Source organism: Streptomyces sp. GESEQ-35 (assembly GCF_017948485.1).
GTDB lineage: Bacteria > Actinomycetota > Actinomycetes > Streptomycetales > Streptomycetaceae > Streptomyces.
In genome coordinates this window covers 118430-138723 of sequence record NZ_JAFFSX010000009.1, presented here as the reverse complement: position 1 = coordinate 138723, position 20294 = coordinate 118430, and the positions used below count along the sequence as shown (strand labels likewise).

Annotated in this window: 23 protein-coding genes; 8 read left to right on the top strand and 15 right to left on the bottom strand. The window is 71.8% G+C overall.

Annotated elements, in window-relative coordinates:
* Nucleotides 1-31 precede the first annotated feature (31 nt).
* A complete protein-coding gene (locus tag KCH87_RS19540; protein WP_210587442.1) occupies nt 32-763 on the bottom strand; it encodes a VIT1/CCC1 transporter family protein in 732 nt (243 codons plus the stop codon).
* A 267-nt stretch (nt 764-1030) separates the two neighbouring features.
* Here KCH87_RS19540 and KCH87_RS19535 point away from each other — a divergent pair, with 267 nt between their 5' ends.
* From KCH87_RS19535 to KCH87_RS19505, 7 genes are read left to right on the top strand one after another with little or no spacing between them, the layout of a single operon-like run.
* Nucleotides 1031-2140: an ADP-ribosylglycohydrolase family protein gene (locus KCH87_RS19535; protein WP_210587441.1), complete on the top strand. Its 1110-nt coding sequence runs from the start codon at nt 1031-1033 to the stop codon at nt 2138-2140.
* Nucleotides 2137-3252, top strand: coding sequence for an ADP-ribosylglycohydrolase family protein (locus KCH87_RS19530; RefSeq protein ID WP_210587440.1), 1116 nt, complete (start codon nt 2137-2139; stop codon nt 3250-3252). The genes KCH87_RS19535 and KCH87_RS19530 overlap by 4 nt, the downstream gene beginning before the upstream one ends.
* Before the next feature lie 8 nt (nt 3253-3260).
* On the top strand, nt 3261-4436 hold the full coding sequence (locus KCH87_RS19525) for an ADP-ribosylglycohydrolase family protein (RefSeq protein ID WP_210587439.1): 1176 nt from the start codon (nt 3261-3263) through the stop codon (nt 4434-4436).
* Nucleotides 4424-5860: an ADP-ribosylglycohydrolase family protein gene (locus tag KCH87_RS19520; protein ID WP_210587438.1), complete on the top strand. Its 1437-nt coding sequence runs from the start codon at nt 4424-4426 to the stop codon at nt 5858-5860. The genes KCH87_RS19525 and KCH87_RS19520 overlap by 13 nt, the downstream gene beginning before the upstream one ends.
* Nucleotides 5857-6750, top strand: coding sequence for a ribokinase (gene rbsK / locus KCH87_RS19515; RefSeq protein ID WP_210587437.1), 894 nt, complete (start codon nt 5857-5859; stop codon nt 6748-6750). The genes KCH87_RS19520 and rbsK overlap by 4 nt, the downstream gene beginning before the upstream one ends.
* A complete protein-coding gene (locus KCH87_RS19510; RefSeq protein ID WP_210587436.1) occupies nt 6747-7940 on the top strand; it encodes a CaiB/BaiF CoA-transferase family protein in 1194 nt (397 codons plus the stop codon). Before rbsK ends, KCH87_RS19510 begins: the two co-directional genes overlap by 4 nt.
* Nucleotides 7937-8749, top strand: a complete 813-nt coding sequence (locus KCH87_RS19505; RefSeq protein ID WP_210587435.1) for a CoA ester lyase — start codon at nt 7937-7939, stop codon at nt 8747-8749. The genes KCH87_RS19510 and KCH87_RS19505 overlap by 4 nt, the downstream gene beginning before the upstream one ends.
* 63 nt (nt 8750-8812) lie before the next feature.
* Here KCH87_RS19505 and lgt read toward each other — a convergent pair whose 3' ends face one another.
* From lgt to hisI, 11 genes are all read right to left on the bottom strand, one after another.
* Nucleotides 8813-9775, bottom strand: a complete 963-nt coding sequence (gene lgt, locus KCH87_RS19500) for a prolipoprotein diacylglyceryl transferase (RefSeq protein WP_210587434.1) — start codon at nt 9773-9775, stop codon at nt 8813-8815.
* Between the two features lie 81 nt (nt 9776-9856).
* Nucleotides 9857-10630, bottom strand: a complete 774-nt coding sequence (locus KCH87_RS19495) for a thioredoxin domain-containing protein (RefSeq protein WP_210587433.1) — start codon at nt 10628-10630, stop codon at nt 9857-9859.
* Between the two features lie 78 nt (nt 10631-10708).
* Entirely contained in the window at nt 10709-11527 is an 819-nt protein-coding gene (trpA, locus tag KCH87_RS19490; RefSeq protein WP_210587432.1) for a tryptophan synthase subunit alpha, read from the bottom strand.
* Nucleotides 11524-12810, bottom strand: coding sequence for a tryptophan synthase subunit beta (trpB, locus tag KCH87_RS19485; protein WP_210587431.1), 1287 nt, complete (start codon nt 12808-12810; stop codon nt 11524-11526). The genes trpA and trpB overlap by 4 nt, the downstream gene beginning before the upstream one ends.
* 107 nt (nt 12811-12917) lie before the next feature.
* Complete coding sequence (trpM, locus tag KCH87_RS19480) at nt 12918-13094, bottom strand: tryptophan biosynthesis modulator TrpM (RefSeq protein ID WP_210587430.1); 177 nt, start codon at nt 13092-13094, stop codon at nt 12918-12920.
* Between the two features lie 21 nt (nt 13095-13115).
* Nucleotides 13116-13925, bottom strand: coding sequence for an indole-3-glycerol phosphate synthase TrpC (gene trpC, locus KCH87_RS19475; protein WP_210587429.1), 810 nt, complete (start codon nt 13923-13925; stop codon nt 13116-13118).
* Between the two features lie 138 nt (nt 13926-14063).
* A complete protein-coding gene (locus tag KCH87_RS19470) occupies nt 14064-14513 on the bottom strand; it encodes a DUF2752 domain-containing protein (protein ID WP_210587428.1) in 450 nt (149 codons plus the stop codon).
* 80 nt (nt 14514-14593) lie between these two features.
* Nucleotides 14594-14848 carry an HGxxPAAW family protein gene (locus KCH87_RS19465; protein ID WP_210587427.1) on the bottom strand — a complete coding sequence of 85 codons (255 nt, stop codon included), beginning with the start codon at nt 14846-14848 and terminating at the stop codon, nt 14594-14596.
* A 233-nt stretch (nt 14849-15081) separates the two neighbouring features.
* Nucleotides 15082-15723 (bottom strand): TIGR02234 family membrane protein, encoded by a 642-nt coding sequence (locus tag KCH87_RS19460; RefSeq protein ID WP_210587426.1) that lies wholly within the window; start codon nt 15721-15723, stop codon nt 15082-15084.
* Between the two features lie 52 nt (nt 15724-15775).
* Nucleotides 15776-17254, bottom strand: coding sequence for an anthranilate synthase component I (locus KCH87_RS19455; protein ID WP_210587425.1), 1479 nt, complete (start codon nt 17252-17254; stop codon nt 15776-15778).
* Between the two features lie 11 nt (nt 17255-17265).
* Nucleotides 17266-17664, bottom strand: coding sequence for a phosphoribosyl-AMP cyclohydrolase (gene hisI, locus KCH87_RS19450; protein WP_210587424.1), 399 nt, complete (start codon nt 17662-17664; stop codon nt 17266-17268).
* An 83-nt stretch (nt 17665-17747) separates the two neighbouring features.
* Here hisI and KCH87_RS19445 point away from each other — a divergent pair, with 83 nt between their 5' ends.
* Entirely contained in the window at nt 17748-18383 is a 636-nt protein-coding gene (locus KCH87_RS19445) for a TIGR03085 family metal-binding protein (RefSeq protein WP_210587423.1), read from the top strand.
* A 4-nt stretch (nt 18384-18387) separates the two neighbouring features.
* Here the strand turns inward: KCH87_RS19445 and KCH87_RS19440 are convergent, their stop codons facing one another.
* The 3 genes from KCH87_RS19440 to KCH87_RS19430 are packed head-to-tail and all read right to left on the bottom strand — an operon-like array spanning nt 18388 to nt 20244.
* The gene (locus KCH87_RS19440; RefSeq protein ID WP_308298862.1) at nt 18388-19650 is read right to left on the bottom strand and encodes an MFS transporter; all 1263 of its coding nucleotides are present in this window, start codon (nt 19648-19650) and stop codon (nt 18388-18390) included.
* A gap of 4 nt (nt 19651-19654) precedes the next feature.
* Nucleotides 19655-20029, bottom strand: coding sequence for a hypothetical protein (locus tag KCH87_RS19435; protein WP_210587421.1), 375 nt, complete (start codon nt 20027-20029; stop codon nt 19655-19657).
* Nucleotides 20026-20244, bottom strand: coding sequence for a hypothetical protein (locus KCH87_RS19430; protein WP_210587420.1), 219 nt, complete (start codon nt 20242-20244; stop codon nt 20026-20028). The genes KCH87_RS19435 and KCH87_RS19430 overlap by 4 nt, the downstream gene beginning before the upstream one ends.
* Nucleotides 20245-20294 lie beyond the last annotated feature (50 nt).

Below are 20294 nucleotides of genomic sequence, written 5' to 3'. Positions count from 1 at the left end.
TATGCGGCCCAACGCATAAGAGCGAGTCCCCCTATCTTACGGCGGTTCCGAGGAGGCTGCCCAGGGCGTACGTCACAGCGGCCGCCGCGCCACCGAGCGCGAGTTGCCGGAGCCCGCTGAACCACCAGGTCCGTGCCGTCACCCTGGCCACCACGGCACCGCAGGCGAACAGCCCGACCAGTGCGAGCAGCACGGACGGCAAGAGATCAGTGGCACCCAGCAGATACGGCAGCACGGGAAGGAGGGCGCCCAGCGCGAAGGAGCCGAACGACGAGACGGCGGCGACCAGCGGCGACGGCAGATCACCGGGGTCGATGCCGAGCTCCTCGCGGGCGTGTATCTCCAGGGCCAGCTCGGGGTCGCGCGAGAGCTGCCCGGCCACTTCCCGCGCCAGCCGGGGCTCGACCCCGCGGGCCTCATAGAGCGCCGCGAGCTCGGCCTCCTCGTCCTTGGGGTGCTTGCGCAGCTCCCGCCGCTCCACGTCCAGTTCGGCCTCGACGAGCTCGCGCTGCGAGGCGACGGACGTGTACTCACCGGCGGCCATGGAGAAGGCGCCGGCGGCAAGGCCCGCGAGCCCGGCGATGACGACGGTCCGCTGACCGGCCGCACCGCCCGCGACACCCGTCATCAGGGCGAGGTTGGAGACCAGACCGTCCATCGCCCCGAAGACGGCGGGGCGCAGCCAGCCGCCGTTCACATCCCGGTGGGTGTGGTTGTCGCGGTGCGCCTCGTGGAGCGCCGCTTCGGTTTCGATGATGGCCATGCCGGGTCCCCTAAGACTATGAGGCTAAATCTAGATAGGATCTATTCTTCGACAACATCAAACATACGCCCCTCATTCCTCTCTCGCCAGCAAGGAAAGGCTCGGCTAACCTGCGGCTTTACCGTCGAGCGCTCATTCGATAGAGGGTGTGCACATATGTCGACCGGGTGACGCTGAGCCGCCTCCGGCTCTGCCGAACCTCTCCGGTGGGACACATCCGCAAAGGGTTCCGCGCCCTGGGAGGAGCCCCCGGAGGAGAGGCCCCCTATGGCATCGATCGCCTGCGTTCCCTCGGTCCCGACACCTGGGCGCGCCGCCGAACTCCGCGACCGGGCGCGCGGCGCGCTGCTCGGCCTCGCCGTCGGAGACGCCCTCGGAGCCCCCGCCGAGAACATGAAGCCCTCCCAGATCCGCGCCCGCTGGGGCCGCATCACCGGCTACGTCGCCGAGGAGCCGGCAGGCACGGACGACACCGAGTACGCGATCTTCTCCGGCCTGCTGCTCGCCCGCCACGGCAGCGCCCTCACCCCCGCCCATGTGGAAACGGCCTGGCACAAGTGGATCGCCGACCGCGACGAGGGCCCCTTCCGCGGCGCCGGCTTCAGCGAACGCGGCACGCTGGAGAACCTCCGCCGCGGCCTCGCCGCCCCCATCTCCGCCCAGCACCGCCACGCCTGGAGCGACGGTCTCGCGATGCGCGCGGCTCCCTTCGGTGTCTTCGCGGCCGGACGCCCCGCCGAAGCGGCCCGCCTGGTGGCGATCGACGGCTCGGTGAGCCATGACGGCGAGGGCATCTACGGCGGTCAGGCGGTGGCGGCCGGGGTCGCGGCGGCGATGGCGGGCGCCCCGACGATCGCGGTGGTGGCATCCGCCCTCGCCGTCGTCCCGGACGACTCCTGGACGGCCCGCTCCCTGCGCCGCGCCGTCGCCGTCGCCCACCGCGGCGAACGCGCGGTCCGCTCCTCGGTGGTCATCGGCGGCTACCCCTGGACCGACCTAGCCCCCGAGGCCGTCGCCCTCGCCTTCGGCGCCTACGCCGCCGCCGACGGTGACTTCGTCCAGGCCGTGCTGACCGCCGTGAACATGGGCCGCGACGCCGACACCACGGCAGCGGTCGCGGGCGCGCTGGCCGGTGCGACCCAGGGCGCATCCGCCATCCCGGCCGACTGGGCGGCGGCCATCGGCCCGGCCCGCGGCAGCTGCCTCCCGTCCATGGCCGGCCACCACGTGCTGGACGTGGCGGACCTGCTGACGGGAGAAGAGGACACGGAGACCGCCGTACGGCAGGACGATCTCGTACGAGATGAGGGGCGGGCAGAGTCCGATCCGGTGGCCCTCTATGTCCTCGCCGCCGACGAGGACGAGGTGCGGCCGTGACCGGGCGGGTGGAGGGGCTGCTGCTGGGGCTGGCCGCGGGGGATGCCGCCGGGTGGCCCGCCGCCCGGCATCGGGCGGCCCGGATGCCGGAGTGGACCCGGCGGCTGACGCGCGAACTGGACACGTTCGCGGAGCAGAACGCGACGACCACGCTGCCCGTGCCGATCGCGCTGAACCAGCCCCCGGAGCCGCTCCGCCTCGGCCCGTCCGACGACGCGGAGTGGGCGGCGTTCGCGGCGGAGGCCGTGCTGCGGGCCGGGGACGACAGTGCGCTGGGCGACCTGAGCCGGGAGCGCCGTACGCGGGCCGCCATCGACCTGACCTGGAACGCGGTCGCCAGCGAAGTCGCGGCGGCGGCCGAACGCGCCCCCGAGATCGAGTCGGCGGTCCTCCCCCTGCGCGCCCGTATCTCGGTCCGGGCAGGTCTCGGCAACCTGGCCACCGGACTGCGCCCGCCCGCCACCGGCCACGACAACCCGCACTACTTCGACGACGCGGCCTGCGTAAGGGCCTGTGTGCTCGCCGTCGCCCACCCCGGCGACCCCGAACTCGCCGCCTCGCTCGCCGAGTTCGACGCCCGTTACACCCAGGACGGCGACGGGGTGCACGGCGCGCGGGCGATGGCGGCGGCAGTGTCGCTGGCGCTGGTCGGAGCGGAGGTCGAGACATGCGCCCGGGCCGCCCTCGCCGAGCTCCCCGAGTCCACCGAGGCCGGCCGCAACGCCCGCCACGCGCTGAAGCTGGCGGCCGACGCCGAGAGCGCCTTCGCCCTGATCCCGCTCCTGGAGCACCAGATCGTCGACCATGTCTACAGCTACGGCATCGCCGCCGCCGAAACGGTCCCGGTCGCCCTGGCCCTGGCGACCGCGGCGCACGGCAGGATCGCCGAGGCGGTACCCGCGGCGGCCTGTCTGTCCCGGGTCGCGGACTCGGCCCCGGCGCTCGCCGGCGCCCTGACCGGCGCGCTCGGCGGCGGCGAGTCGATCCCGGCAAGCTGGCGGGACACCTGCCGCACCCTCTCCGGCTGCGCCCTCCCCCGTCTGACCGGCACCGACCTGGTGGAACTCGCCGAACTCCTGGAAGCCGCACAACCGGCCGCACCGGGAGGATGATTCGGGGCATGACGCCCAAAGGAGAAGAAAGCGCAGCGATCACTCTGAGCGAACGCATCACCGGCGCCCTCGTCGGAGCAGCAGTCGGCGACGCCCTCGGCGGCCCCGTCGAGGGCTACTCCCCCGAGCAGATCCTCGAACGCCACGGCGGCCGCGTCCACGGCATCGTCGGCCCCTGGAACGGCGACGCCTGGCGCACGGCCCGCCCCATCGCCCCGTACCACAAGGGCGACGGCCACATCACCGACGACACCTTGCTGACGCACGCGCTGGTACGGGTGTACGCACAGGTCCGCGACCACCTGGACGCGTACGCGATCGCCGAGCACCTGGTGCCGGACCTGATGACGAACCCGCGCTGGATCCCGGAGCTGGAGACGGAGGCGCTCTTGCTTCAGCGGGTCTTCCTAGCGGAGAAATGGCTTGTGGCCAGGCTCCACTACGGCCATGTCGACCCCCGGGAGGCAGGCGTCGGCAACATCGTCAACTGCGGTGCGGCGATGTACATGGCCCCGGTCGGCCTGGTCAACGCGGCCCACCCGACGGGCGCGTACACCGAGGCCCTGGACATCGCGGGTGCCCACCAGTCGTCGTACGGCCGCGAGGCGGCGGGCGTCTTCGCGGCAGCGGTCGCCGCGGCCTGCACGCCGGGCGCGACGCCGGACTCGGTCGTGACGACCTGCCTCTCCCTGGCGAAGGACGGCACCCGGGAAGCGATCGAGCGGGTCTGCGAAGTGGCGTCCGGTTACTCGGACTTCGAGTCGGCGCTGGCTCCGTTCAGAGAGGCGGTCGCTCCGTACGACACGGTCGGCCCGGACTACCGCTCCCCTTCCCTGGCGGCCCGCCGCCCGTCCCGCCTGCACGCGATCGAGGAACTCCCCATCGCGCTGGGCATGTTGGTGGTGGCCGACGGCGATTTCCGCCACGCGGTCCTCGGCTCGGTGAACTACGGCCGCGACTGCGACTCCATCGCCACGATGGCGGGGGCCCTGGCCGGCGCCCTGGGTTCCCCCGTCCCGGAGGACTGGTCGAAGACGGTCTCGGAGGCCGGCCGCCTCGACCTCTGGGAACCGGCGACGACACTGACCCAGGTGACCCGGGAGATCTTCGAACGGGACGTACGACGACGCCGGGCCCATGAGCAGGCACTCACCGAGCTGGGGGTCCCGGAATGCTCCGACTGACCTGGGTCCAGCCGGAGGACCTCCTCGGCCACGAGCTGCGACAGGCGGCCCTGGACGGCCGCGAGGCTTCGGCGATTGCGGCACGGTGGAGAGCAGCGGGCGGACAGCAGGCTCCGCTCCGCGCGGGCGCATCTGCGGATCCGGCATCCCCGTACCTGAGGCAGTTGGCGGAGAACTTGCTGGACGAACTGGCGGACTCGCCCAGCGAGTTGGAGCACCAGGAGCCAACGGACCTGGAGAAGATCAAGGCCAGCTGTGCTGCATGGTCATCCCCGCAGCCTGCGGGCAGTCGTGCCGCTGGGGCGGCACGGGTGGGCGCAGGCGGCACCCCGCCAACGCCGGGCTGCGCGACCGACCCCCGCCCAGCCACAACGCAGGCCCACTTGGAAGCCGCCTGGCTGGGCAGAGCAGCAGGCTGCCTCCTGGGCAAACCAGTAGAGAAGCTCCCTCTCCACGCCATCCGCCACCTCGCCAAGGCCACCGGCAACTGGCCCCTCAACACGTACTTCACAGCCGAAGGGCTCCCCTCAGACCTCGCAGCGAAGTACCCCTGGAACCGCCGCTCCGCACCAACCTCCCTCGCCGAGAACATCGACGGGATGCCCGAGGACGACGACCTCAACTACCCCCTCCTCAACCTCCTCCTGCTCCAACGCCACGGCAGAACCTTCACCACCGAAGACGTAGCCACCCTCTGGCTGGACGAACTCCCCGCAGGCCGCACCTTCACCGCCGAACGCGTCGCCTACCGCAACCTCCTCACCGGCATCAGCCCCCCGCACACGGCCCGCCACCGCAACCCCTTCCGCGAATGGATCGGCGCCCTGATCCGCGCGGACATCCACGGCTGGACCAACCCCGGCAACCCGGCGGCAGCCGCGGCCCAGGCCCACCGAGACGCCACCCTCACCCACACGGCGAACGGCGTCTACGCGGCGATGTTCACCGCGGCCGTCATCGCCACCGCCGCCACCGGCACCCACGACATCCACACCTGCCTGCGAACGGGCCTGACAGTCGTCCCCCCGCAGTCCCGCCTGGCAGCAGCCGTCCACCACGGCATCCAACTCGCGCAAAAGCACCCGCACTTCGAAGCCGTCGTGGACGAACTCCACACCACCTACGCCGACCACCACTGGGTCCACGCCATCCCCAACACCGCCCTCATCACCGCCGCCCTCACCCACGCGAACGGCGACTTCACCACCTCCATCTGCCGTGCCGTCTCCGGCGGCTGGGACACCGACTCCAACGGCGCGACAACCGGCAGCATCGCCGCCCTCCTCGCCGGCTCCCCCGCCGAACTCCCCGACCGCTGGACGGCCCCCCTCAAGAACCGCCTCGCCACCTCCGTCGGCGACTTCGACGGCACCGCCTTCGACGCCCTCGCCCACCTCACCCACCTGGAAGCGTCTCGCCCATGACCCATATCGCCGTACTCGGCAGCACGAACATGGACCTCGTCGCCTACGTCGAGAAGGCCCCGGCCCGCGGAGAGACAGTGACGGGACGGGAGTTCCGTACGATCCCGGGAGGCAAGGGCGCCAACCAGGCGATCGCCGCGGCCCGCGCGGGCGCCACCGTCTCGATGATCGGCGCGGTCGGCAACGACGGCTTCGGCAGCCGCCTGCGCTCCACCCTTGAGCACTCCGGCGTGGACACCGACCACCTGCGCACCACGGAGGGCCCGTCCGGCACCGCCCACATCGTGGTCGACGACGAGGGCAGCAACGCGATCGTCGTGATCCCCGGCGCCAACGGCACCGTCGACCACCTCGCCCCCGGCGACGAGGGCCTGATCGCCACCGCCGACGCACTCCTCCTCCAACTGGAGATCCCGCTCGCCGCGGTCCTCGCCGGCGCCCGGGCGGCACGGGCCCATGGCGTCCGTACGATCCTCACGCCCGCCCCGGCCCAGCCGCTGCCCCCCGAACTCCTCGCCGCCACCGACCTGTTGGTTCCGAACGAGCACGAGGCGGCCACCCTGACCGGTGTCCCCGACCCCCGCGCCGCCGCGTACGTGCTGCTCGACCAGGTGCCGGAAGTGGTCATCACTCTGGGCGCGGCCGGCAGCCTGTACGCGGCCCGCGGCCAGGAGCCGGTCACCGTACCGGCCCCGCAGGTCACCGCCGTGGACTCGACCGGCGCGGGCGACACCTTCGTCGGCGCCCTCGCGGTGGCGCTCGCCGAGACCCGCCCCGTGCGGGAGGCGCTGGCGTGGGCGGCCGCGGCGGCCGCACTGTCCGTGCAGCGGGCGGGGGCGTCGGCGTCGATGCCGACCCGCCAGGAGATCGACGCGCAGGTCACGTCATGACTGCACCGCCCCTCACCGGCCTCCGCGTCCTCGACCTGGCCACCCTCTTCGCCGGCCCCCTCGCCGCCACCCTGCTCGGGGACTTCGGCGCCGAGGTCATCAAGGTCGAGCATCCGAGGAGACCGGACCCCGCCCGAGGTCATGGCCCGTCCAAGGACGGAATCGGCCTCTGGTGGAAGCTGCTCGGCCGCAACAAGCGCACGATCACCCTGGACCTCTCCAAACCCGGCGGCCGCACCACCCTCCTCCGCCTCGCCGCCACGGCCGACGTCGTCATCGAGAACTTCCGTCCCGGCACCCTGGAGAAGTGGGACCTCGGCTGGCCGGAACTGTCGGCCGCCAACCCCCGTCTGGTCCTCACCCGGATCACCGGCTTCGGCCAGTTCGGCCCCTACGCCCACCGCCCCGGCTTCGGCACCCTCGCCGAGGCGATGAGCGGTTTCGCCGCGATCACCGGCGAACCGGACGCACCCCCGACGCTCCCGCCCTTCGGCCTCGCCGACTCGATCGCCGGCCTCGCGACGGCGTACGCCGTCATGACCGCACTCGCCGGCCGCGACCGCACCGGCGCGGGCCAGGTCGTCGACATGGCCCTCATCGAACCGATCCTGACGGTGCTCGGCCCGCAGCCGACCTGGTACGACCAGCTCGGATACGTACAGGAACGCACCGGCAACCGGTCCGCCAACAACGCCCCGCGCAACACCTACCGCACCGCGGACGGCAGTTGGGTCGCCGTCTCGACCTCGGCCCAGTCGGTCGCGGAACGCGTCATGCGTCTCGTCGGCCGCCCGGACCTGATCGACGAACCGTGGTTCGCGACGGGCGCCGACCGGGCCCGCCACGCCGACGTCCTCGACGAGGCGGTCGGCACCTGGATCGCCGAACGCCCCCGCACCGAGGTCCTCGCGGCCTTCGAGAAGGCGGAGGCGGCGGTGGCCCCGATCCAGGACGTACGGGATGTGATGACCGACCCGCAGTACCAGGCCCTCGACACGATCACCACCGTCGACGACCCGGAACTGGGTCCCCTGCGCATGCAGAACGTCCTCTTCCGCCTCTCCGAAACCCCCGGCGCGATCCGCTGGACGGGCCGCCCGCACGGCGCGGACACAGACCCGGTCCTCACCGAACTCGGCCTGACGACCGCCGAGTTGGAGGCGTTGCGCAAAGAGGGAGCCGTACGGTGACCTTCCCCCTGACCTGGCTCTACGTCCCCGGCGACCGCCCGCACATCGTCACCAAGGCCCTCGCCTCGGGCGCCGACGTGGTGGTGATCGACCTGGAGGACGCGGTCGCCCCGGACCGCAAGGAGTACGCCCGCGCGGCGACGGCCGAACTCCTCCGCGCCCCCCAGCCGCTCCCGGTCCACGTCCGCGTCAACGCCCTGGACGGCCCGTTCGTGACGGCCGACCTCAGGACGCTGGCACCCCTCCCGGGCGTCTCAGGCCTGCGCCTCCCCAAGGTGGCAACCCCCGAACAGGTCGTCCACATCGCGGAACTCCACACCGGCCCACCCCTGTACGCCCTCCTGGAAACAGCCCTCGCCATCGAACACGCCCATGCGATCGCGACCGCCCACCCGGCACTCCACGGCATCGCCCTGGGCGAGGCGGACCTCCGGGCCGACCTGGGCGTACGGGACGACGCGGGCCTGGACTGGCCCCGCTCCCGCGTGATCGTCGCCGCCCGTGCGGCCGGCCTCCCGCCACCGCCCCAGTCGGTCCACCCGGACACCCGCGACCTGGACGGCCTGACCGCATCCTGCGCCCACGGCCGCACCCTCGGCTTCCTGGGCCGCGCCGCCATCCACCCCCGCCAACTCCCGGTCATCGAACGCGCCTACCTCCCTACGGAGGAGGAGCTGGAACACGCAGAGACGATCATCAAGGCGGCCACGGAGGACCAGGGCGCCCAGGCCTTCCCGGACGGCACCTTCATCGACGCGGCGGTGGTGGCAGCGGCGCAGCGAACACTGTCCCTGGCGCGCCGAAACTGATCGCACACACAGATGAGGGCGCCCGTGTCGACACGGGCGCCCTCATCCACGTACAACCAAACCTCAGGTCTTCTTCGCAGACCCGGACTCGGTCTCAGCCCCGTCCTTCTCCTCGTCACCGTCGGCCTCTTCAGCACCGCCGGCCTCATCCGCACCCTTATCCGCACCCTCGGCCGAACCGCCGGAGGCATCCGCATCCGCATCGACCTCCGGATCCGGTTCGACGATCGCTTCCCGCCCCGGCCGCTTCTTCGCCGACACCACGATGTACACCACCGCGAGCAGGAACACGACCAGGGCGGTCCAGTTGTTGAGGCGGAGGCCCAGGATGTGGTGGGCCTCGTCGACCCGCATGTACTCGATCCAGAACCTGCCGACACAGTACGAGGCGACGTACAGCGCGAAGGCCCGCCCGTGTCCGAGCTTGAAGCGGCGGTCGGCCCAGATGACGAGAACCGCGACGCCGATGCACCACAGCGACTCGTAAAGGAACGTCGGGTGGTAGTACCCGGGCACCCGGCCGTCCGCCGAGGACGTGATGTGCAGGGCCCAGGGAAGGTCGGTCTCCCGCCCGTACAGCTCCTGGTTGAACCAGTTGCCCCAGCGTCCGATCGCCTGCGCCAAAGCGATGCCGGGCGCGACGGAGTCGGCGTAGGCGGGCAGCGGGATGCCGCGGCGGCGGCAGCCGATCCACGCGCCCAGCGCACCGAGCGCGATCGCGCCCCAGATACCGAGGCCGCCCTCCCAGATCTTGAAGGCGTCCACCCAGTCGCGGCCCTCGCTGAAGTACAGCTCGTAGTCCGTGATCACGTGGTAGAGCCGGCCGCCGACGAGGCCGAAGGGCACCGCCCAGACGGCGATGTCGGCCACCGTGCCGGGCCGACCGCCCCGGGCGACCCAGCGCCTGCTGCCGAGCCAGACGGCGACGAAGACGCCGATGATGATGCAGAACGCATAGCCGCGCAGCGGAATGGGGCCGAGGTGGATCACCCCGCGCGACGGGCTGGGAATGTAGGCAAGTTCCATGGCAAGGTCGACGCTACCCTGCCGGGCCGCACCCACGGCAAGCAGCCCGGCTACGGGTCCATAACGGGGGGCGCCCCCGGCTCACCCCTGGTTCGCCTGCTGTACCAGCTGCTTCAGCTTCGCCGGCGTCATCGTCTGGTCCTGCGAGATGTTCTTGCCGTCGAGCAGCACGGTCGGCGTGCCACTGAAGCCGCCCTTCTGGAAGGCGTCCGCGGACTTCCCGACCCAGGTGTTGTACGTCCCCTTCTCCACGCAGGTGCGGAAGGCCGGGGTGTCGAGACCGTCGACCTTGGCGGCCAGCTCGATGAGCTTGCTGTTCTTGCCGAAGGCGTCGTCGGTCTCCGGCGGCTGGTTGTCGTACAGCACGTCGTGGTACGCGGTGAACTTTCCGGCGTCCTGGGCGCAGGCCGCGGCGTTGGCCGCGTTGCGGGAGCCGGTGCCGCCCATGTTGCCGTCGATGATCGTCGCGAGGCGGTATTCGGCTCTGAGCTGCCCGGCGTCCGTCAGTTCGTGGATGGCCGAGCGGTATGCCGTCTCGAAGGCCTTGCAGGCCGGGCAGCGGAAGTCCTCCCAGACCGTGAGCGTCGACTTGGCGCTGCTCTTGCCGACCGGGATGGCGAGGTTCTCCTCGCCGTTCGCCCCCGAGGGCGCCACGAGCGGCCCTGCGCTCTCGCTGTCGTCCTTGCCCGCGTTCGCCGCGACGACGCCGATCACCGCCGCGAGACCCAGGACGCAGACGACGCTCGCGCCCACGATCAGGGTCCGTCGTCGCTTGTCCGCGGACTTCTGCTTCTCGCGCTCGTCCGCCAGCCGCTCGCGGGCGGTGCGCTTTCCCTCACGGTTCTTCTCGCTCACACCCCACAGAACGAACCGGGGAGGCGCACCGCGCCTCCCCGGCCCCAGGTCCACCCGTTCGAGTGACCGAATATTCCGTTATGCCTGGCCGCGCACGCCCTTCGCCAGCTCACCGGCGAGGGCGCGGACGGCCTCGACACCGGCTGTGTCGTCCGCCGCGTCCAGCATCCGCTTCACGAAGGCCGACCCGACGATCACGCCGTCCGCGAAGCCGGCGACCTCGGCGGCCTGGGCCGCGTCGGAGACACCGAGCCCGACACAGACCGCCAGGTCGGTGCCGGTGGCCCGGGTGCGCTGGACCAGGTCCTGGGCCTGCGCGCCCACCGACGCACGGGTGCCGGTGACACCCATGAGCGAGGCGGCGTAGACGAAGCCGCTGCCCGCCGCGGTGATCTGCGCGAGCCGCTCGTCCTTGCTGCTGGGCGCCACGACGAAGACCGTCGCGAGGCCGTGCTTCTCGGCGTGCTCCCTCCACAGCGCCGACTCCTGCACGGGCAGGTCGGGCAGGATGCAGCCCGCGCCGCCCGCCTCGGCGAGCTCGGCGGTGAAGCGCTCGACGCCGTAGCGGTCGATCGGGTTCCAGTACGTCATCACGAGCACCGGCTTGCCGGTCGCCTCGTACGCCTCCCGGACCGTGCGCATGACGTCGGCGATCTTGACGCCGCCGCGCAGGGCGATGTCGTCGGCGGTCTGGATGACAGGTCCGTCGAGGACCGGGTCGCTGTGCGGCAGGCCGACCTCGACGACGTCGGCGCCGCCGTCGAAGACGGCCTTGATCGCCTCGATGCCGCCGTCGACGGTCGGGAATCCGGCCGGGAGGTAGGCGATCAGAGCGGACCTGCCCTCCGCCTTCGCGCCGGCGAGGGTGTCCGTCAACAGCTGGATGTTGCCGCTCACTTGGCGTCCCCCTCGATCTCAGCGGTCTCGCTGCCGGCGTCGGCGGCGACCTCGGCGTCGGTGTCGTACAACCCGAAGTAGCGGGCGGCGGTGTCCATGTCCTTGTCGCCGCGGCCGGACAGGTTGATCACGATCAGCCCGTCCTTGCCGAGCTCCCGGCCGACTTCGAGCGCACCGGCGAGCGCGTGCGCGCTCTCGATCGCCGGGATGATGCCCTCGGTCTGCGACAGCAGGCGCAGTGCCTGCATGGCGGCGTCGTCGGTGACCGCCCGGTACTCGGCGCGCCCGCTGTCCTTGAGGTAGGAGTGCTCGGGCCCGATGCCCGGGTAGTCCAGACCGGCCGAGATCGAGTACGGCTCCGTGATCTGGCCCTCCTCGTCCTGAAGGACGTAGCTCCGGGAGCCGTGCAGGATGCCGGGCTCACCGGCGGTCAGCGTGGCCGCGTGCTCGCCCGTCTCGACGCCATGCCCGGCGGGCTCGCAGCCGATAAGGCGTACGTCCGGGTCCGGGATGAAGGCGTGGAAGAGGCCGATGGCGTTGGAGCCGCCGCCCACGCAGGCCACGGCCGCGTCGGGCAGCCGTCCGGCGCGCTCCAGGAGCTGGCGGCGGGTCTCGACCCCGATGACCCGGTGGAAGTCGCGCACCATGGCGGGGAAGGGGTGGGGACCGGCGACGGTGCCGAACAGGTAGTGGGTGTGGTCGACGTTGGCGACCCAGTCGCGGAACGCCTCGTTGATCGCGTCCTTGAGGGTGCGCGATCCGGATTTCACGGCGATGACCTCGGCGCCGAGCATGCGCATCCGGGCCACGTTCAGGGCCTGGCGCCGGGTGTCGATCTCGCCCATGTAGATGGTGCATTCGAGGCCGAACAGCGCGCAGGCCGTCGCCGTCGCCACGCCGTGCTGGCCGGCGCCGGTCTCGGCGATCACTCGGGTCTTGCCCATGCGCTTGGTGAGCAGGGCCTGGCCGAGCACGTTGTTGATCTTGTGCGAGCCGGTGTGGTTCAGGTCCTCGCGCTTGAGGAAGACACGGCAGCCACCCGCTTCGGCGGCGAAACGAGGAACCTCGGTGAGCGCCGACGGGCGGCCGGTGTAGTTGACCAGCAGGTCGTCGAGCTCGCGGGCGAACTCGGGGTCGTGCCTGGCCTTGTCGTACTCGACGGCCACCTCGTCCACGGCGGCGACGAGGGCCTCCGGGATGAACTTGCCGCCGAACGCTCCGAAGTAGCCTTCGGGGCTGGGGATTTGACCCTCCGGGTCGGGGATGAAGAAGTCGCTGGGCATGCGGAAACCTCACGGTGAGTTTGTGGAATGACACTATTCGCCGTGGGGGCGGGGCTTTCTGGACGGCTGCCGGCCGTCCGTGGCTTGTCGCGCAGTTCCCCGCGCCCCTAAAAGAAGGGGCGTTGCCATCGCTGGCCGTTTACCTGCCCAGGTTCGTCACCGATGACGTAGCGGACCCGGCGGCCGTGCACCCTGCGTGCGGGCGCGCGGCAGCCACGGGGGCGGCAGCCGCGCGCGAGGCGGGCGTAGCGGTCCGTGGTCGGCACGGTCATCGGGAGAGTCATCGGGGCAAGCCTAGCGGGGGGTCAGCCGCGGCCGTGGCGGAGTGCGGGGTGTTCGCCCGCTGCGACCAGGTCGGCCACCGCGGACTTCGGGTCTCGGCCGGTGACGAGGGACTCGCCGACCAGGACCGCGTCGGCGCCGGCGTTGGCGTAGGCGATGAGGTCGTGGGGGCCGCGGACGCCGGATTCGGCGATCTTGATGATGCCTTCGGGGATCTCCGGCGCCACTCGCTCGAAGGTGCCGCGGTCCACCTCGAGGGTCTTGAGGTTGCGCGCGTTGACACCGATGACCTTGGCGCCCGCGTCGACCGCGCGGTCCACCTCGTCCTCGTCGTGGACCTCGACGAGCGGCGTGAGCCCGATGGACTCGGCGCGCTCGATGAGGGACTCCAGGGCGGGCTGGTCGAGGGCCGCGACGATCAGCAGCACGAGGTCGGCGCCGTAGGCCCGGGCCTCCCACAGCTGGTACGACGTGACGATGAAGTCCTTGCGGAGGACCGGGATGTCCACGCGGGCGCGGACCGCTTCCAGGTCGGCCAGCGAGCCGCCGAAGCGGCGCTGTTCGGTGAGGACGGAGATGACGGCCGCGCCGCCCGCCTCGTAGTCCGCGGCGAGTCCGGCCGGGTCGGCGATCGCGGCCAGCGCGCCCTTGGAGGGGCTGGAGCGCTTGACCTCGCAGATGACCTTGACGCCGTCCCCGCGCAGGGCGGCCAGACCGTCCTTGGCCGCGGGAGCCTTGGCCGCGCGCTCCTTGAGCTCGTCGAGGCTGACGCGCGCCTGCCGCTCCGCGAGGTCGGCACGGACTCCGTCGATGATCTCGTCGAGCACACTCACGCGAGCGGCCCCCTTCCAGACGGTTGACAGTTCCAGCGACCAGCGAGAACGGATGGTCACTTCGATGGTATCCGGAGGAAGGCGTAGGCCTCGCATCCGGTTGACGCCGGTCCCATTACCTGGACGTTCGCCAATTGATCAAGGGTGGAGCCAGCCACCGAACGGCAAGTTCCGGACAACCGTGAAGACCAGCAGCAATGCCCCGACGGTCCACAGGTGCGCCGACCCGAGTTCGATCCGCAGTGGCCGCCGGCCACGCGCCGCGCGGACCACCCAGACGGTCCATACGACGGCGAAGAGCGCGAAGCCGACCACCGCGGCCGCGTTGTCCTGGAGCGCCGCCAGGAAGTCCCCGTGGACGACGGCGTGCGCGCTGCGCAGGCCGCCGCAGCCGGGACAGTAGACGCCGGTGTACTGGAGGAGCGGACAGGCGGGGTAGTGACCGGGCTCGTTCGGGTCCACTGTCCCGACGTACGCGAAGGCCCCGGCGACGGCCGCCATCATCCCCACGGGCACGGCCAGCCGCCCGAGGACGGCCCCGGCGTGGGACGGTGTGGCGTTCGGGCTGTCGAGGTTCACGTCTTGCATTGTGCCCCGCGCACGCGTGAGGGGCGGCCCCGGCGCCACGCCGGTCCGCCCCTCACACGGTGCTTGCGCTGTACGGGACTTCAGCCGTTGACACCGGCCGGCTCGTGCTTCTCCGAGAGCGCCTGGTAGGACGCGTGGGCGTCCTTCGGCTGGCCGAGGCCCATGCCCTGCATGATCCAGGCGACGATGCCGCCGATGACCACGACGCCCATGCCCGCCCAGAAGCCCACCGGGTTGGCCAGCACCATGAAGGCGCCCGAGACGCAGAAACCGATGAAGGCGATCGTGACACCGGTCCAGGCGGCCGGGGTGTGACCGTGGCTGCTGCCCGCCATTGCTTGCTCCTCGTTGCTGTATGCCTGTGTGAGCCGAACGCTCGCCATCATTGTCCCGCACGGGCGCGCATGCCGTGCTCGGGGGTAGGCCCTGTGGATCAGACGCGCCGGTCAGGTCGTGCCCCGAAGGGGCGCGGGGCTGTATCGATATGCGGCTCCGCCGCCTGGGCGCGACCAGCCCCCACCGGGCCCGCAGCCAAACGACGACCCATCCCGCCACCCCCAGCGGAGCGTCACGCGCCGGTGGGATCCTCGCCGCGGTCCAGCGCCTTCCACAGGTCCTCGGGCCGGTCGGGGTCGACGACGGGGGCCTTGCGCCGCGGCCGGGGCGCACCGGAGCGCTCGTAGCGGCCGGACATCGCGGGCCACAGCCGGCCGTAGCGCAGGGCGAGCAGTCCGGCGAGCAGGATCAGGACGCCGCCCACCGCCGCGACGTACGGCCATGCGGTGTGGCTGAGCGCGTCGACGGTGGCGGCGGTGTCGCCGGTGGTCTTGGCGGCCTGCTCGTCGAGCGCGGAGCTGTCGGAGGTGCCGAACAGGGCCGCCGCGACGATCCCGGCGCCGGACAGCGCGAGCAGGGCCGCGACCAGCAGGCGCCCGGCCTTGCGGACGGCGAAGACGGCGACGAGCGCGGCGAGGCCCACTATGGCGAGGGCCGCGGGCACGCCCGTGACGTCGCTGCCGCTCGCGGTCAGCGGGAAGGAGCCGCCGGCCACGGTCGCGGTGCCCTCCGACCACCGCTGGCGGGTGGCCAGCAGCGCCACGGCCGCGCCGAGCGCGCCGGCGAAAAGGGCGACGGCGAGGCTGAGGCGGCCGGCCCGGGCGGGTCCGGCGGCTTCGGAACGGGGGTGAGGAACAGCAGTCACGTACTCCACTATCGCTCCAACACCGGGCGAACCGTCACCCGGGGTTCACGTGAGACCCGTCCTACTTTCCGAGCCGGTTCGCCGTGTGCACCGCGCGCAGCACCGCCGCCGCCTTGTTGCGGCACTCGGTGTCCTCGGCGAGCGGGTCGGAGTCGGCGACGATGCCCGCGCCGGCCTGGACGTACGCCGTGCCGTGGCGCAGCAGTGCCGTGCGGATGGCGATGGCGGTGTCGGAGTCGCCCGCGAAGTCGAGGTAGCCGACGCAGCCGCCGTACAACCCCCGCCTGGACGGCTCGAGTTCGTCGATGATCTGCATCGCGCGGGGCTTGGGGGCGCCGGAGAGGGTGCCTGCCGGGAAGCAGGCGGTGAGCACGTCGAAGGCGGTACGGCCCGGAGCGATCCGGCCGGTGACCGTCGAGACGATGTGCATCACATGCGAGTAGCGCTCGATGGACATGAAGTCCACGACCTCCACGGAACCCGGCTCGCAGACCCGCCCCAGGTCGTTGCGCCCGAGGTCGACGAGCATCAGATGCTCCGCGCGCTCCTTGGGGTCGGCGAGCAGTTCGTCGGCGAGGGCCTGGTCGTCCTGCGGGGTGGCCCCGCGGGGCCTGGTGCCGGCGATGGGGTGGACCATCGCCTGTCCGTCCTCGACCTTGACGAGCGCTTCGGGGGACGAGCCGACGACGTCGAAGCCCTCGAAGCGGAACAGGTACATGTACGGCGACGGATTGGTCGCCCTCAGGACCCGGTAGACGTCGAGCGCGCTTGCCGTGCACGGCGTTTCGAAGCGCTGGGAGGGGACCACCTGGAAGGCCTCGCCGGCCCGGATGCGCTCCTTGATGTCCTCGACGGCCTCCTGGAAGTCGGGGCCGCCCCACAGCGCGGTGTACTCGGGGAGTTCGGAGGGCGGGAGCACGGCGGGCGGCTGGGCGACCGCGCGCGCGAGGTCGGCCTCCATGGCGTCGAGGCGGGCCATCGCGTCGGCGTGGGCCTCGTCGACGCCCGTGTCGAGGTCGTTGTGGTTGATCGCGTTGGCGATCAGCAGGACCGAGCCCTCCCAGTGGTCCATGACGGCGAGGTCGCTGGTGAGGAGCATCGTCAGCTCGGGGAGCTGGAGGTCGTCCCGGTCACCGGGGCCGATCTTCTCCAGGCGGCGCACGATGTCGTAGCCGAGGTAGCCGACCATGCCGCCGGTGAAGGGCGGCATGCCCTCCTGGTGGGGGGTGTGCAGGGCCTCGATGGTGGCGCGCAGGGCGGCCAGCGGGTCGCCGTCCACGGGGACGCCGACGGGCGGGGTGCCGAGCCAGTGGGCCTGGCCGTCCTGCTCGGTGAGCGTCGCCGCCGAACGCACTCCCACGAAGGAGTAGCGGGACCAGGAGCGGCCGTTCTCCGCGGACTCCAGCAGGAAGGTGCCGGGGCGCTCGGCGGCGAGCTTGCGGTAGAGCGCGACCGGGGTGTCGCCGTCCGCGAGGAGCTTGCGGGTGACGGGGATGGCGCGGCGGTCGGTGGCCAGCTTGCGGAACGTCTCGAGGTCCATGGCGGCTGACCCTACTGATCCGCTGCGGACGGGCCGGAGTCGGCGCCGTCCTTGAGCAGCACATCGGCGTCGAAGCAGGTGCGCGCGCCGGTGTGGCAGGCGGCGCCGACCTGGTCGACCTTGACCAGCACGGTGTCGGCGTCGCAGTCCAGGGCGACGGACTTGACGTGCTGGAAGTGGCCGGAGGTGTCGCCCTTGACCCAGTACTCCTGGCGGCTGCGCGACCAGTACGTGCAGCGGCCGGTGGTCAGGGTGCGGTGCAGCGCCTCGTCGTCCATCCAGCCGAGCATCAGCACCTCACCGGTGTCGTGCTGCTGGGCGATGGCGGGCAGGAGCCCGTCCGCGCTGCGCTTGAGGCGCGCGGCGATCTCCGGGGCGAGGCGGCTGGACTGCCGGGGCGTGCTGGTCATGCCGACCATTGTGCCGCGCCGTACTGACAAACCCGGGGCTGCGTCCATTGGGCGGACCCGTTGTGTGGCCGTACGCTGACTGCATGTCGACTTTCGCCAAGCGTGAACGACTTCTCCTGGCCGACCTGCTGGAGGCCGAGGGCCCGGACGCCCCGACCCTGTGCGAGGGCTGGCGGGCCCGTGACCTCGCCGCGCACGTGGTGGTGCGCGAGCGTCGCCCCGATGCCGCCGGCGGCATCCTGATCAAGCAGCTGGCGCCGCGCCTGGAACGGGTGATGGCGGAGTTCTCCGCCAAGCCGTACGAGGAGCTGATCCAGCTGATCCGCACCGGCCCGCCGCGCTTCTCGCCGTTCGCGCTCAAGCAGCTCGACGAGATGTCCAACACCATCGAGTACTACGTCCACACCGAGGACGTCCGCCGCGCCCAGCCCGACTGGACGCCGCGCGAGCTCGACCCGGTCTTCCAGGACGCCCTGTGGTCCCGCCTGGAGCGCTCCGCCCGTCTGATGGGCCGTGGCGTCCCGACCGGTCTGGTCCTGCGCCGCCCGGACGGCCAGACGGCGGTCGCACACCGCGGCACACCGGTCGTGACGGTGACCGGCACCCCGTCGGAACTGCTGCTGTTCGCGTACGGCAGGCAGAGCGCCGCCAAGGTGGAGCTGGAGGGCGAAGAGGACGCGATCACCAAATTGAGCGCGACGAAGCAGCTGGGGATCTGAGCGGTCACCTGGGGAGCTCGGCGCGGCGCAGGTCGCGCACGCACAGGGCGACCACCCCGCCGAGCCCGCACACCACCGCGCTGACCACGAACACCGGGCCGGTCCCCCATGCCCCGATGGCCGCCGCCGACACCGGCATGCTCAGCGGGGCCAGACCGAGGCTGACCAGGCCGGCCACCGCGGTCACGCGGCCCAGGTAGGCGGGGTCGGACTGGGTCTGGAGCAGCGCCCCGCACAGCGCACCGCTCAGCCCGGCCAGCAGCCCGATGAGAAGGGCCGTGCCGACGGCCACGATCACGCCGGGCGCGTAGGCGAGGGCACCCATCGCGACCGCGCCCGCGAGCAGGGCGTAGGCGGCGACGTGTCCGGCGTACGGGATGCGACCGCGTACGGCCAGCAGCAGGGCGGCGGCCCCCGCGCCGGTGCCGAGCCCGGCGAGCACCCAGCCGACCCCGGAGGCGCCCCAGCCGCGTTCGTCGGCCAGCAGGGTCAGGCCGACGTTCAGCGGGCCGACGAAGCCGAGATCGCCCAGGGCGATGGCGAGCACCAGTGGGGCGAGGACGCGGTGGCGGCGGATGTAGCGCAGGCCCGCCCCAAGGTCGCCCCAGGCGGTGGAGTCATGGGCGTCGGTTTCGTCGTCGGGCGGCAGCTCCCGTATCCGTATGGACACCAGCAGGGGCACCGATACGGCGATCAGCAGCCCGGCCAGCGCGAACGCGGTCGCCGCACCGCCCGCCGCCACGCCGAAGCCGCCAAGAGGCGCGCCCACGACGAGCGCGAACCGGATCGCCAGGCCTCGCATGCCCTGCACGCGCGCGAGCTGCCCACGCGTCGTCACGCGCGCGGGGAGCGCGCCCACAGCGGGCAGGAACACGGCGTCGACGGCGCCGAAGACCAACGCAAGGGCTGCCAGCGGCCACAGGCCGGGGCTGGTGAAGAAGAGCAGTGCCGCCACCGCCAGCACGGCCGCGCAGCGCACCGAGTCGCTGCCGATCACGACCCTGCGCGGCCCGAACCGGTCGGCGACCACTCCGCCGCCCAGCATCAGCAGCGCCCGCGGCAATGCGCTGACCGCCATGACAAGCCCGGCCTGCGAGGGCGTGCCGGACTGTACGGCCGCCCAGGACAGGGCGACGTAGTAGACGCTGTCGCCGATCATCGAGGCGGTGTAGGCGACGAGCCAGCGCAGGACGTTGGGGTCGCGGTGGGCGGGGCGGTCGGTGCTGAGCGTGCTGAGGCTGGGCGGGGCTATGTCGGAGTCGGTCACCGGCTCACGAAGCCCAGGCACGCAGCAGGCGGGCGGTCTCCGTGAGTCCGGCCTCATCGCTGCGGATGTCGGCGACGAGTATCGCCCAGTCCCCGGCCTTGGGATTGATCGGGAACCCGGACTCCTCCATGTACGCGCGTACACAGCCGATGCCGATCGACGCGTTGTAGTCCGTGAACGGCCGCAGTCGCAGGGCTGTGTGCAGGAACGTCGCCGCGCGCGCCTCGGCTTCCTCGTAGTAGGGCTCGTCCGCGATGCGCTCGTATCTGTGCCGCTCTGCCATGCAGTACAGCGCGCCCCAGTCGCGGATCGGTGTGTTCGCGGGCGAGACCTCGATCTGAACGTTCAGGACCCAGCCCGAGTCGACGTACAGCGTCACCGAAGCCCCTCCGGGAAGCGCTCTTCGAAGTCGGCCATGATCTCCCGGGCGTACCTGGAGGCACCTTCGACGAACCGCTGCTTCTGCCGCCTCCGCACGACATCCTCGGTCAGTATGTCGTGCGCCAGCCGCTTGATCGCGACGCCCTGCTCCTTGGCCTCGGCGCGCAGTTCGGCCAGCTCTTCTTCGGTGAACTCAATCGTGATTCCAGGCATATGAGCACCATAGGCAGCGCAGAACCTTGATCACTACCGCGTTCACTACC

Bases quoted from the DNA above. Each gene is read 5' to 3' on its own strand.
- KCH87_RS19430 (WP_210587420.1), bottom strand. From the start codon at position 20,244: ATGCCTGGAATCACGATTGAGTTCACCGAAGAAGAGCTGGCCGAACTG.
- KCH87_RS19535 (WP_210587441.1), top strand. From the start codon at position 1,031: ATGGCATCGATCGCCTGCGTTCCCTCGGTCCCGACACCTGGGCGCGCC.
- KCH87_RS19465 (WP_210587427.1), bottom strand. From the start codon at position 14,848: ATGGCGGGCAGCAGCCACGGTCACACCCCGGCCGCCTGGACCGGTGTC.
- hisI (WP_210587424.1), bottom strand. From the start codon at position 17,664: ATGACCAGCACGCCCCGGCAGTCCAGCCGCCTCGCCCCGGAGATCGCC.
- KCH87_RS19540 (WP_210587442.1), bottom strand. From the start codon at position 763: ATGGCCATCATCGAAACCGAAGCGGCGCTCCACGAGGCGCACCGCGAC.
- KCH87_RS19520 (WP_210587438.1), top strand. From the start codon at position 4,424: ATGCTCCGACTGACCTGGGTCCAGCCGGAGGACCTCCTCGGCCACGAG.
- rbsK (WP_210587437.1), top strand. From the start codon at position 5,857: ATGACCCATATCGCCGTACTCGGCAGCACGAACATGGACCTCGTCGCC.
- KCH87_RS19445 (WP_210587423.1), top strand. From the start codon at position 17,748: ATGTCGACTTTCGCCAAGCGTGAACGACTTCTCCTGGCCGACCTGCTG.
- KCH87_RS19470 (WP_210587428.1), bottom strand. From the start codon at position 14,513: ATGCAAGACGTGAACCTCGACAGCCCGAACGCCACACCGTCCCACGCC.
- KCH87_RS19455 (WP_210587425.1), bottom strand. From the start codon at position 17,254: ATGGACCTCGAGACGTTCCGCAAGCTGGCCACCGACCGCCGCGCCATC.
- trpM (WP_210587430.1), bottom strand. From the start codon at position 13,094: ATGACTCTCCCGATGACCGTGCCGACCACGGACCGCTACGCCCGCCTC.
- trpB (WP_210587431.1), bottom strand. From the start codon at position 12,810: ATGCCCAGCGACTTCTTCATCCCCGACCCGGAGGGTCAAATCCCCAGC.
- KCH87_RS19510 (WP_210587436.1), top strand. From the start codon at position 6,747: ATGACTGCACCGCCCCTCACCGGCCTCCGCGTCCTCGACCTGGCCACC.
- lgt (WP_210587434.1), bottom strand. From the start codon at position 9,775: ATGGAACTTGCCTACATTCCCAGCCCGTCGCGCGGGGTGATCCACCTC.
- KCH87_RS19525 (WP_210587439.1), top strand. From the start codon at position 3,261: ATGACGCCCAAAGGAGAAGAAAGCGCAGCGATCACTCTGAGCGAACGC.